General features: G+C 40.7%; 11 protein-coding genes and 1 pseudogene. 4 read left to right on the top strand and 8 right to left on the bottom strand.

Going from position 1 to position 12,826, the window contains the following annotated elements:
- Together PVV70_RS07160 and PVV70_RS07155 are read left to right on the top strand one after the other, a co-directional pair.
- On the top strand, nucleotides 1-349 hold a 349-nt coding region (locus tag PVV70_RS07160; protein WP_273758578.1), incomplete at its 5' end, for a helix-turn-helix domain-containing protein.
- A gap of 545 nt (nucleotides 350-894) precedes the next feature.
- Nucleotides 895-1,263 carry a helix-turn-helix transcriptional regulator gene (locus PVV70_RS07155; RefSeq protein ID WP_273758577.1) on the top strand — a complete coding sequence of 123 codons (369 nt, stop codon included), beginning with the start codon at nucleotides 895-897 and terminating at the stop codon, nucleotides 1,261-1,263.
- 542 nt (nucleotides 1,264-1,805) lie between these two features.
- Here PVV70_RS07155 and PVV70_RS07150 read toward each other — a convergent pair.
- From PVV70_RS07150 to PVV70_RS07135, 4 genes and pseudogenes are all read right to left on the bottom strand, one after another.
- Complete coding sequence (locus tag PVV70_RS07150; protein WP_273758576.1) at nucleotides 1,806-2,138, bottom strand: hypothetical protein; 333 nt, start codon at nucleotides 2,136-2,138, stop codon at nucleotides 1,806-1,808.
- A gap of 201 nt (nucleotides 2,139-2,339) precedes the next feature.
- Nucleotides 2,340-4,919 carry an ATP-dependent chaperone ClpB gene (gene clpB / locus PVV70_RS07145; protein ID WP_273758575.1) on the bottom strand — a complete coding sequence of 860 codons (2,580 nt, stop codon included), beginning with the start codon at nucleotides 4,917-4,919 and terminating at the stop codon, nucleotides 2,340-2,342.
- A 506-nt stretch (nucleotides 4,920-5,425) separates the two neighbouring features.
- Entirely contained in the window at nucleotides 5,426-5,560 is a 135-nt protein-coding gene (locus PVV70_RS07140) for a hypothetical protein (protein ID WP_273758574.1), read from the bottom strand.
- Between the two features lie 323 nt (nucleotides 5,561-5,883).
- Nucleotides 5,884-7,120: pseudogene (locus tag PVV70_RS07135) on the bottom strand (MFS transporter).
- A 469-nt stretch (nucleotides 7,121-7,589) separates the two neighbouring features.
- On the opposite strand from PVV70_RS07135, the gene PVV70_RS07130 reads away from it, so the two are divergent.
- The gene (locus tag PVV70_RS07130; protein WP_273758572.1) at nucleotides 7,590-7,979 is read left to right on the top strand and encodes a helix-turn-helix transcriptional regulator; all 390 of its coding nucleotides are present in this window, start codon (nucleotides 7,590-7,592) and stop codon (nucleotides 7,977-7,979) included.
- Nucleotides 7,980-8,141: 162 nt separating this feature from the next.
- Here PVV70_RS07130 and PVV70_RS07125 read toward each other — a convergent pair whose 3' ends face one another.
- Nucleotides 8,142-9,251, bottom strand: coding sequence for a hypothetical protein (locus PVV70_RS07125; protein ID WP_273758571.1), 1,110 nt, complete (start codon nucleotides 9,249-9,251; stop codon nucleotides 8,142-8,144).
- A gap of 862 nt (nucleotides 9,252-10,113) precedes the next feature.
- Between PVV70_RS07125 and PVV70_RS07120 the strand changes: the two genes are divergently transcribed.
- Entirely contained in the window at nucleotides 10,114-10,503 is a 390-nt protein-coding gene (locus tag PVV70_RS07120) for a helix-turn-helix domain-containing protein (RefSeq protein ID WP_273758570.1), read from the top strand.
- A gap of 242 nt (nucleotides 10,504-10,745) precedes the next feature.
- Here PVV70_RS07120 and PVV70_RS07115 read toward each other — a convergent pair whose 3' ends face one another.
- From PVV70_RS07115 to PVV70_RS07105, 3 genes are read right to left on the bottom strand one after another with little or no spacing between them, the layout of a single operon-like run.
- Nucleotides 10,746-11,957: an MFS transporter gene (locus tag PVV70_RS07115; RefSeq protein ID WP_273758569.1), complete on the bottom strand. Its 1,212-nt coding sequence runs from the start codon at nucleotides 11,955-11,957 to the stop codon at nucleotides 10,746-10,748.
- Nucleotides 11,945-12,349: a TylF/MycF/NovP-related O-methyltransferase gene (locus PVV70_RS07110; RefSeq protein WP_273758582.1), complete on the bottom strand. Its 405-nt coding sequence runs from the start codon at nucleotides 12,347-12,349 to the stop codon at nucleotides 11,945-11,947. Before PVV70_RS07110 ends, PVV70_RS07115 begins: the two co-directional genes overlap by 13 nt.
- Nucleotides 12,294-12,698 (bottom strand): hypothetical protein, encoded by a 405-nt coding sequence (locus tag PVV70_RS07105; protein ID WP_273758568.1) that lies wholly within the window; start codon nucleotides 12,696-12,698, stop codon nucleotides 12,294-12,296. The genes PVV70_RS07110 and PVV70_RS07105 overlap by 56 nt, the downstream gene beginning before the upstream one ends.
- Nucleotides 12,699-12,826 lie beyond the last annotated feature (128 nt).

Below are 12,826 nucleotides of genomic sequence, written 5' to 3'. Positions count from 1 at the left end.
TTTTAATGATATTTCGATTGGCAAAAGAATTCGTCATAGAAGAATTTCAATGCGGCTTTCTCAAAAGGAATTAGGAAACTCTTTAGGTGTCAGTTTCCAACAAATCCAAAAATACGAAAAAGGCTTCAATCGTGTAAGCGCAGGGCGGTTACAAGAAATTGCCAACAGACTGGAAGTTCCCATTACCTTTTTTTACGCGGATATTTCAAAAGAAGATATCCCCACAAAAGAATATCCCTCACACGACGATCAAGAAATCTATAGCGAAAAAGAACACGCTCTTGTAAAAAATTTTAGAGAACTCCACCCTAAAAAACAGAAAGCAATTTGGTGGTTAATTTCTGATTAGATAAAAACGCCCACAAAGCTCCAATCCTTTACTTCATACAGATCCACGCCTTTACGCTTTTAAATCTTTACAGAAAAATTCTCCAAACCAACACCCCACACCACCTTAGTCAACACTGGTCCATTAACAACACAACCTCTGGTTCTAGCAAAATATCCCCTACGGACTTCAGATCATCACCCTTCAAACGGATAGTATGCCTTGCCTTATCCCAAATATTTCTGCTCTCTTCACCACACCTCAGAACAACACTCTTTTACGACTGTGCAGCATAGCCAATGTTTTAATTTTTCTTGCCAATCTTTTGAAATTACTTTATCACTCAAAAGATGCTTTGGTCGTCTACGCAGCGATCAATAAGGGATTTGAAAGTCCGAAAGCTCAGTACAAAAAATCGATGCCACTTTACGGCATCTCCCGGATTCCGGGAGCTTTTGCTATGTCCAGGTGCGATAAGCACTAAAAGCAAAAGGCTGACTGAGCTCAGTGCTTTCAAACTCCCGGATACCAACGCGAGGGCGCTCGCAACCGGTGGGGGGCATAAAGTGCAGACCAAAAATTCACATTTTAATGATATTTCGATTGGCAAAAGAATTCGTCATAGAAGAATTTCAATGCGGCTTTCTCAAAAGGAATTAGGAAACTCTTTAGGTGTCAGTTTCCAACAAATCCAAAAATACGAAAAAGGCTTCAATCGTGTAAGCGCAGGGCGGTTACAAGAAATTGCCAACAGACTGGAAGTTCCCATTACCTTTTTTTACGCGGATATTTCAAAAGAAGATATCCCCACAAAAGAATATCCCTCACACGACGATCAAGAAATCTATAGCGAAAAAGAACACGCTCTTGTAAAAAATTTTAGAGAACTCCACCCTAAAAAACAGAAAGCAATTTGGTGGTTAATTTCTGATTAGATTTGTAGTTGATTTCAGATTAGGCAAAAAAGCAGCATTAAAACATTATCCGCCGACACCCCCTGCCATTACCCGTCAACACCGCGTGCACCTAAAGCTTTCGATATCGGCTATCACCCGCCTCCAATAATGGTATTTACAGCAGCCCCTCAAGGTAGGAGGCCACCCCCACTTCAAACAACATCCCCTTGTTCATCCCCCCTTTGACAGCATCAGAGAGCAACAAGCAAAAAAGCAACAAAATTTTGGAAAAAAACCTTGAGCACCCTCACCCCATTATCTTCTCACCCATCATCTTCCCCATCTTCCTGCTGGCTCTTATGCGGAGCTCTTAATCTGATCTGGTTTAAAGATACAATTCCGATTGTGCCATTATGATATCTTTTTACATTGACCTTGTCAAGTTTTTATATTGTTCTTTTAATATTTCGTGTCATTCTTTCTCATAATCATCTCTCTCATACAAACACAATGCCCAAAACATAAAGCACAAAATACAATATCATTATGTTGCTCATTCACGCGTTTTTGAAAAACATACCTTACAGCTTTCGCCATTTCACGACAGTGCGCTGCAAAATAATGCTCCATACCTTGTGATCATAAAAACCAACCTCTCCCCCTTCACTCTCTCTTCCCTCTCTTATAGCGACCACGCCCCCTCCATCCCATTCTCCCCTCCCTCTCTCTGCTTCCCCTTCTCCTCTCCCATCAACGCACCAATACACCCTCTCTTCACCCCAACTTGTATTCCTTCCATTGACAAACGGCTTCCTCTTCGTCCTCCAATCCTCTCCATCCCATGACAAAAGCTCCCCCCGCCCCAAAGCATGCACAACGCCTAAAACCTTCACTTCATTTTCACAGAACCACATTTTTACAGCTTTACAGAATTAAGCCAAATGCAACATCCACCCAGCCCGCACCCTGCTCTGTCAAAAATCCAACATCTTATAGCAGATTTCTCTGACCACCCACTCGTGCAGAGCAGCACACCGTAAGCGCACCTCAAACAACGGTACTTTATGGGCATAAGAGGATTATCGCCCCTTCTCTCCCGTGGAATTTTCCTCCCCTTATGTTTCAGGCGAAAATTCTAAGCGATCTCCTTGTTTTGTAACGGTCACCGCTGTCTCGTCATGAATTTCTCCAAATAAGATTTTTTCTGCGAGCGGATCTTGAATTTCCTTTTGGATAATCCGTTTAAGCGGACGTGCCCCATAAAGGGGGTCATAGCCTTTATCGGCAAGGAACTGTCGGACTTCTGGTTTGATATGCAAGGTTATGTTGCGTTCATTGAGCAAATTTTGCAAATGTTGTATCTGAATATCAACAATCGCCTCCATATCTTTGCGTTGCAACCGTTGAAAGAGAATAATCTCATCGATACGGTTTAAAAACTCCGGCCGGAAAGCAGCTTTGACAACATTCATCACATCGTCTTTTGCTTGATCAACCGTTTGCCCTTCCGGCAAAGCGGTTAAAAATTCAGCACCAAGATTAGAGGTCATAATCAACAACGTATTACGAAAATCGACCGTTCTTCCTTGACTATCGGTCAAGCGCCCTTCATCTAATACTTGCAATAACAAATTAAAGATATCCGGATGTGCCTTTTCAATTTCATCAAAGAGGATAACTTGATAAGGTCTTCTCCGTACAGCCTCGGTCAGCACGCCCCCTTCTTCATATCCGACATATCCGGGTGGCGCCCCAATGAGCCGGGCTCCGGCATGCTTTTCCATATATTCCGACATATCAATGCGCAACATGGCATTTGGATCTTGAAAAAGAAAAGCGGCGAGAGCTTTGGTTAGTTCGGTTTTCCCCACACCGGTAGGTCCCAAGAACATAAAGGAGCCAAGGGGACGATGAGGATCTTGCAAGCCAGCCCGCGCCCTCCGGACAGCCCGCGCCACCGCTTGAACCGCTTCACCCTGTCCCACGACACGGGTAGCAATTTCATCTTCCATGCGCAAGAGCGCTTCGCGTTCTGCTTCCAACATCCGATCAACAGGAATGCCGGTCCAGCGAGAAACGATCCGCGCGACATGTTCAGCGGTCACTGTTTCTTCAACGAGATGATTTTGTTGGTCATCATTTTCGGCTAAAGTCAATTGTTTTTCAAGTTCCGGAATAACACTATAAGCCAATTCCCCAGCGCGTTGGAATTGTCCATCCCGCTGTGCAATTGCCAAAGCATTGCGTGCTTCTTCGAGTTGTTTTTTCAAATCGGCCGCATGCCCTAATTTTTGCTTTTCAGCCTGCCAAGCTGTTGTCATCTCGGCAGACTGTTGTTCCAAAGTTTTGAGTTCTTCCTGCACATTTTTCAAACGTTCTTTTGCCGTAGGTTCAACATCTGTTTTCAAAGCTTCGCGTTCGATTTTCAACTGTAAAATTCGCCGATCGAGAGCATCGAGTTCTTCGGGCTTTGAATCCACCTGCATACGCAAGCGTGCAGCGGCTTCATCGATCAGATCAATAGCTTTATCGGGCAAGAAACGATCAGTAATATAACGGGAAGAGAGTCGTGCTGCTGCAATCAAAGCGCTGTCTGCCAAGCGCACTTTATGGTGCTGTTCATATTTTTCTTTAATCCCACGCAAGATAGAAATCGTATCCTCCAGCGATGGCTCGGACACAAAGACCGGTTGGAAACGTCTAGCAAGAGCAGCATCTTTTTCGACATATTTTCGATATTCATCGAGGGTTGTTGCGCCCACACAATGGAGTTCTCCACGGGCAAGAGCAGGCTTTAACAAGTTGGAAGCATCCATCGGACCATCAGATTTTCCAGCCCCCACGAGGTTATGCAATTCATCAATAAAGAGAATAATCTGCCCATTTTCGGCTTGCACCTCAGCCAGCACAGCTTTAAGACGCTCTTCAAATTCCCCGCGATATTTTGCACCCGCAATAAGCGCCCCCATATCCAGAACATAGAGTTGTTTATCGCGCAAAGTTTCTGGAACATCCCCATTGATAATACGCAGCGCCAACCCTTCAACAATAGCGGTTTTTCCCACACCGGGTTCACCGATCAGCACAGGATTATTTTTTGTCCGCCGTGAGAGCACCTGAATGGTACGTCGAATTTCTTCTTCCCGCCCGATGACAGGGTCAAGTTTTCCCTCACGAGCATCTTTTGTGAGATCACGGGCATATTTTTGCAAGGCATCATATTGTCCTTCGGCATGGGGGCTTGAGGCTGTTTTTCCTTTGCGCAGATCATTAATTGCCTGATTAAGCGCCTGCGGGGTCAAGCCCGCCTTTGTCAGAATATCGGCTGTTTTTGCGGATTTTTCCATCAACAGCGCTTGCAAAATACGCTCCACGGTCACAAATTGATCACCGGCTTTTTGTGCAAGCTCTTCAGCCTGCGCGAAAACTTTTGCCACCGGCTGCGAGAGATAGAGCTGTCCATTTCCCCCTTGCACTTTTGGCAAAGCTTCGAGCGCTTCTTTAAGCGCCTTTTGAATAAGCTTCAGATCCCCCCCAGCTTTTTGGATAAGCGATGCTGCCAATCCTTGCGGATCATCTAACAACACTTTCAAGAAATGCTCCGGCATAAACTGCTGATGATCAGAAGCCAGCGCGTTATTTTGTGCTGATTGTAAAAACCCCTGCACGCGTTCGCTATATTTTTCTAAGTGCATTTTTTTCCTTTCTTGCGGGCTCCTTTAGGCACCCCTTTTTATTGATCGCCCCAGCCCTTTTGCTCTCTCAAAACACTAAACGAAAAGCTCTCCCCAGCATGTCACAAAGATCGCCCCACCACACGAACACCCGAAACGTTAAAGCATGAAGAACTGTCGTGTTAAAATGAATATGGGTTTTGATCCAAATGAGTGCAAGAGCAAAACATGAAAGAAAAAATAAGGACAAGAAAGGCGTGCAAAAAAGCATCATAAAACCAGAAGATAAAAGATTTTGCAAAACAGCTTCCCCCAAAAATGATCTCATCCCTTGCGAGCAATTGCCCATCCCCTAAAAACATTCAGAAGAGCGCCTTCAAGAAGAACATGAAAGCACACACACCCTAAAAAAATGGACTTTACCCCGTCATACACGCCCCTCTTCTTCCAACACACACCCAACATAAATCTTTCTCACCCCCCTTCCATCAACGCACCAATACGCGCGCACCCTTCTCCATCTGAACTTACCCTTTTCCATTCACAAGATCTTTACCTCCAAATTCTCTCTCCCCATTCCACACCATGAACAAGAGCACACCCCTCCCAAAGCTTCCACAACGCATCAATCCTCCACGTCCTTGAACTGTCTCTTTTTTCACAGATGCACGTTTTTACGCTTTCCCATTTTCACTCAAAAGCAGCCAACCAAAGGGGCACACGCGCTACTCAGTACACAGCCACGTTGTAAACAACACAACAGTTTAGCAACGCCCCTATCTTGAGATCACCGCCCTTGGGGAGCGACGCAACAAAATGCGCGACAAGCAAGCTCCACAATCCACGCACACAAAAAAGCACCTTAAATGCATAAAGCGATAGAACTGAGATCACCACAATTCAAAGATCAGTGTTTTACGCCATGATCGGGTCATGAGCGCATTGTCTTTTAGAAAAAAGAAACGGCATAGAGATCTCAAATCGTTCAATGATCATTCTCTACTGTCGTATGAAGGGGGTGTTAACATTTTACTTTTTTTAATTTTTATAACACCAGTCATTCCAGTGGCAATAATGAAGGCAGACATCGCTAAAAAAGAGCCCATTAATCCGACGATTGCAAAAAGTCCAGCAATAAGGCCAGACACAGCTTCCGCAGAATTTGCTAGGGTTGAAAAGGTTCCAAAACTCTTTCCAAAATCTTCACGACGAGAATATAATTGAAGCGCTGAGACTAAACTAATATCCACAAATGCACCGGTAAAGCCTAAAACAAAGGCAAATCCTAAAATGAGTTTTAAAGAAAGCATTGCCGCTAAAGGCATAAAAAACAGAACACCCCCATAAAGAAGCCAAAAGATCATAAGCTTTAATGATGTAACATTGACGATCATTTTATGATAGAACAAACCGCCGACAATTGTTCCCACAGCCATGAGAGAAAAAAGTGAACTCACAAAGCTTTCCTCTACCCCTATAGAGAGAACAAAAGCTGGAATTAAAAATCTTAAAATTGCCCCTGTAAAGAGAATAGCAAAAGCCGAGCCAACGAGCGTAATAAATAAGTTATTATTTTCATTAGAAATAGTTTTAAGATAAGAAGCTGTTTCCTGATAAATTTTTATAAAATTGAATGATTGAGTCTCGTTTGAGTTTAAATTCATGAGATTCAATAACAGGATAATAGAGATAAAGTAGGTAAAAAAATCAAAGATGAGGACGGTGGATTTATTGGCTAAAAACAGTAGGAGGGAACAAACTAAAGGACCAATGACGGCGGCAATTTCATTGATAATTTGTGCAAGGCTATTTGCCTTTGTCAGACCCTTGATTGCAAACATTCTAGGAATAGCAGCTTGAAAGCTTGGTTGAAAAATACTTCTTCCGATTGTTGTACCTATGGCTGCCAAAATAAGCACAATAATATGGTCAGTCCCTGTTATAGTGGTTATGAACACGAAGAATGCAGCGAATAATCTCACCACTTCACTGAAGATCATATTTTTCTTCAAAGAAAAATTATCTGCAAACCAACCGCCTATAGGTCCAAAAAAGAGAAAAGGGATAAATCGAAAAAAATACACAAGACCGATCAAAAAGGCATTATCTGTTACTTCTAAGACAAGTAAAACGAAAACGACTTCATAAGCATAATCACCAACTTTAGAAATAAACAGAGAAGAAAAAAGAGCTAATGGACTCTTTTTTAAAAATAACTTCATATCACCCTCCCGATATTAAACTTTTTTACAGTTAAAGTTCCCCGCCCTTTCATACAATTGGTGATATGAACTTCAAAGGAACGCCCAATTCGTTGTCAAAATATCCCCGCTAAGTATTCCATACCCTAATATCGATCTCAAAGAACATTTTTTAACAAAAAGAGGATAATTCTTGATCTCCAAAAAATATTTTCATCTTTCCAATATCTTCATTTTTCTTGCCAATTTTTTGAAATTCCTTTATTACTTAAAAGATATTTTGATCGTCCACGCACCGATCAAGAGGGAAAACAAGCCCTAAATCCGAGCGTATGGTTGTGCCTACTCTTTGTGGGTATCCCGGGGTTCCGGGAGATTTTGCTATGTCCAGGTGCTTAACAGCACTAAAAGCAAAATGCTGACTCGGATTCAGTACTTGTTACTCCCGGAATACCAATGCGAGGGCGCTCGCAACCGGAGGGGGCTTAAAGTGCAGACCAAAAATTCACAGTTTCAAACTAAAAACCCACATTTTATTGACATTTCAATCGGCAAAAGAATTCGTCAAAGACGCATAGCCATGGGGCTTACTCAAAAGGCATTAGGAAGCTTTTTAGGGGTGAGTTTCCAACAAATTCAAAAATATGAAAAAGGGTTAAACCGTGTAAGCGCAAGCTGTTTACTAGAAATCGCTACACAACTACAAGTTCCAATAAGCTTTTTTTATGCAGACATTGTGACAGCAGATAGTATCTCAAAAGACCATCACACACACCCTGATCAATACATCTATAGCGAAAAAGAATTTTCCCTTTTAAAAAATTTTAGAGAGCTTACCCGCAAAAAACAGCAAGCGATTTGGTGTCTAATCTCTGATTAGACCAAAGCACACCCTCAAACATTATCCGTCAATCCCCCTAAAGTACAAGATTCAGATCACGCCCCTTAAAGAGCAGTGTTTTACGGCATGATTGAATAATCAGCTGCATTTTTGTTGTAACTTATAATTTTTCAATGACTTTTGAATGCCTCAATTAATTATTTATAGCACTTTTACTCTTTTTAGTGCTTTTTCCTCCGCTTCTTTTTCTAACTTCGTTTTATTGGCGTCTTTTTGCATTTCTATTGTTTTGTTAATCTGATCATCAGTCCCTGCTTTAAAGACAATCATTGTTTCAAAAGGACGAAATAATGACAATTGATGAATATTAAAAAAGATATTCATGCGCAAACTGGATGGATCAAAAATGCACCCCCCTGTTCTTTTTAAGTCATGTACAGATATCGCTTTTTTTGACATAGCAAGACCAATAACATCGCTATTTTTCTCACCAAAATTTTTTACTTTTAAAAGGTTATTTTTAGCGTCGTAAACTGGCGACATATTCATGACTTCGTCAAGAACTTGAGCTCTAAAATTAAAAATGAATATAAGATCACGTAAAGAACAAGCTTTTTTAAAAGAGCAAGCATTGTACAAACGTGAGTGAAATTCAAGAAGCCCGACTGCATTTTGAATGATTTTTCTAGCAAGGTCGCATAATTTTTCATCTAAATGGTAATCACGAATATCTGGAATGTAGATTTCTTGTGTTTTTTGCAACGGTGCAACTTGACTGTTTAATGCACGATCAATGAGCTTTTCTAACCAATCATAACACTGAGTATCATCACTCTTTATGAATTTCGTTCTGATCTCATCTAAAAAATTGCACAGCCCCTGTTCTTCTTTAAAAGCATGCTCTCTCCGTTCTCTCGTCATTGTAAATTTATATTTATCTTCTCGTTTATCCGATATATATGATTCTTCAGTTTCTGGATCATGCACTTTAAATTGATCAACACTTTCTCCATTTTTAACAGATATAAAATGCTCCCCCTTAAGAGAGTCAAAAGCCCTCACATGTTGCGATTCACTAAAAGACATACCCTGTTGAAGAAACATATTTAATGGATTGGAATTACCCGGTGTTAACGATATATCCTGTATTAAAGGCGTCACAATTTGCTGTTGAAGATTACGATCACTTATTAACGAATCTTTCTTATACTCATAGAAATCCTTTACGCCTTCTGGAAGGCGCCAATTGCAACTCTTTATTTCCTTTGCAAACCAGTTGTTAATTATTTCCTTGTTTGTAGCTAATTTCATGAGATTATCTCCCCCGCTCAAATTACAAATGATACTTTTTGTCAATAAATTCCAAGACATCTAATATAGTTTTTATTATAATTCTTGAAAAAAGTTCATTATCTATTTACTTTATTTAAATTAATATTAACCATATTATATTTAAATTGACAAAAAAGAAACTAAATTAAGAAAAAAATGCTATTTTGTTTTTAATATACATCTCCACTTAAACTTGACTTTGTAACGCAAGAGCAAAAATTTTAACCAAAAACATTTTAGGGACCTTGTTTTTTAAGTCTTCGTCTTGATTAAAAAAACTGAAGGTAGCCAAAACTTGATCGTGCTCGACCATCTATTATCCATCACCCACGAACAAGAGTACGATCAATACAGAAAAGCTTTTAAAACAGAAAAACACGCATCATTGAAAAAAATGTAAAGTCAGAGGTTTTACGCACCCTCCCCCTTTTTATTCAAACAGCAAAGAAACTCTCATCCGTTGTCAAAATATCCCCACTTAAAGTATCCCATGCCCCATATCCTCTTCACAGCATATTTTTTCACAAAAAAAGAGGACAATTCTTAAGCGCCCAACGGCTCTCATTTTCTAAATGTTTTCATTTTTCTTGCCAATCTTTTAAAATTCCTTTATTGATGAGCACGTGTTTTTGATCGTCCACGCAACGGTCAAATAGGGAGCTAAAGGCCCGAACGCTCAGTACATGAATTTATCCCGCTTTGCGGGTATCCCGGGATTCCGGGAGATTTTGCTATGTCCAGGTGCTTAACAGCACTAAAAGCAAAAAGCTGACTGAGCTCAGTACTTTTAGCCTCCCGGAATACCAATGCGAGGGCGCTCGCAACCAGAGGGGGGCTTAACATGCAAACCAAAAACTCACAGTTTCAAACTAAAAACCCACATTTTATTGACGTTTTAATCGGCAAAAGAATTCGTCAAAGACGCATAGCCATGGGGCTTACTCAAAAGACATTAGGAGGCTTTTTAGGGGTGAGTTTCCAGCAAATTCAAAAATATGAAAAAGGGTTAAACCGTGTAAGCGCAAGCTGTTTACTAGAAATCGCTACACAACTACAAGTTCCAATAAGCTTTTTTTATGCAGACATTGTGACAGCAGATAGTATCTCAAAAGACCATCACACACACGATGATCAATACATCTATAGCGAAAAAGAATTTTCCCTTTTAAAAAATTTTAGAGAGCTTACCCGCAAAAAACAGCAAGCGATTTGGTGTCTAATCTCTGATTAGACCAAAGCGCACCCTCAAACATTATCCGTCAATCCCCCTAAAGTACAAGATCCAGATCACGCCCCCTCAAAGGACAAAGGACCGTATTTCAAAAAGCTTACCAAACAAGCCGTCCCTTAAATATTCAACATGACACGCGCACAAAAACACCTAAATTGTAAATCTATGTTCCAATACCAACCTCAAAGAACGGTGTTTTACAGCATGGATAGGATAAAACTCTTGTTTCATTGATGAGCAACTCATTCAGAAGAAACAATTGACAAAGAACTGTTTACCAATATCCTGATCCCCAATAAACAGAATAATCCAATCACTCCAGAAAGAAGAAATAACTTCCCTGAAGAAGTGTGATCTAAAACAAACGCTCCAATAAATGGCGCGACCAACATCGCTAAATTTTGTATAGACTGCACCCATCCAGAAGCGGTCCCAATTTGTTCATTGAAATTGGTTACTAAATAAACATTAGAAGATATGGAAAAGTAAGCACTGACCATTCCAATGAGAAAAAAACAGAGCAACAAAGTCTCAATATGGAGTAAATCTAAGTAAAAAAAGCACACTGAGATCATTACAAAACAAACCATTGTTGACATCGCTGGCATTAACAACTCCGATATTTTGCCTGTAAGGGGTTTATGCTTTGATTTTTTTACACTCCAAAACCCATATAGAAAATTACCAATTGCCGAAGCGGATACCAGCATTCCAAGAACCTGTTTATTCATTTTCATTGCATGAAGGATAACCGGCAACTGATTATTTACCATAAAAACCATGGCAAAATAAATAAACATCACCCCCACATAAGCATACCAAGTTGTCCCACAAAGCTTCTGCTGTGATTTCATGGTATTCGCTTTTTTTATCATTGGCATTAAGACAGATTGCGTGCCTATACAACAAAACACCATCAAGCCTAGAAATGTCAAAAATCCAGAAAACAATAAAGTATAGGCGTCTGACAAAAATGCAGAAAGCGTACTGCCCAAAGCAGGTCCGCTCATCTTTGCCGCGCTATTGATCATGTTCAAAACAGAATAGTAACGGCTCCGTTCGCATTCAGGGACAGAATTTGCACTGAGAACGGAAATTGCAGGCATGGCGACACTATTGAATGTCGCTCGAATAACTGCCAATACAATAAATCCTTGCAGGCTCGTCGCCATCAATAAAGCGACAGTACACAGCGCCCGCAAGAGCAGTGACGCCCGCAACCAATGTATCATATACTTGCTACTTACAAGCATTCCAATTGGCTTAGACAGAACGATACCTGGTAATAATGTTGCTGCTCCAATAAAAGCGACATCATATTGATCTGCTTTCCAATAGAACACGGAGACGGTCAAAATCACGATGTAATCAACCCAGCCTCCAAATGACACCATGCCATTACCTAGTAAAAGCACCCGCAAGTGATTTTTTGTTGCCGCATTTACTTGCGCCAAAATACGACTCCTGCTTTTTCATCAGCAATGCTGATTGGATTTTTGATTCTTTTTTGCGCCCTAAAGGTATCAACAGCCTTCCTGCAACCCGGCAATTTATAATCATCAATGATAACAAAACCACCGGTGGTAAGTTTTGGATATGTATGTATTAAAGCGTCCATCGTTGATTGATACCAATCTGCGTCTATACGAATGACGCTAAACCGACAATGAGAAGGCAACTTCGGTAAAGACTGTGCGAACCATCCTTTGAGAAACACAACGTTTTCTTTAAGTAATCCATAACGCCGAAAATTTTCCTGTACTTCATCAAGCGATGCCACACAATCAAGACTATACTGAGGTAATTCTTTGATAAAACGGTGCCAAAACTGGTTTTGCAAATGCATATCCACCAAAAATCTGTTCCAATTTTTTGCACAAAACAGAAATTTGGGGATGTCTTGAATCAAGGTCTTCTAGCTTAAGCGTTGCACCAGCCTTGAACTGTTCAAGAACAAACTCCCGTTGCGTGACAGCTTGACCGTTATAAGTTGGAATGTTTATCGTAGCACCATTCTTAGAGATTCGCACAAGATTATGCAGTGATCCTTCTCCCGCAATTAAATAACGATCAAAATCGCGGACAGAGAACAAAGAATGCAACTTACTAGCAGATTTCTGTATTAACGGTCTTTTTTCAAAATAATTATCTAGAAAAGCTTGGCGTCCAACTGGACCTATAATCTGGTCGATCATAATATATCTCCCCCCCTAAAAGATTAAAGATGACGGCACCTTACGGCGCCATCATCTTTTTGGAAAACCTTAAAATAAAACGTGCTGTGCACTCACTAAGGCTGCTGATGGTACAAACTGAATATCTT

This window comes from Bartonella sp. AU55XJBT (assembly GCF_028618525.1).
The sequence above is the reverse complement of the archived record's forward strand: the minus strand, read 5'-3'. Positions and strand labels throughout refer to the sequence as shown.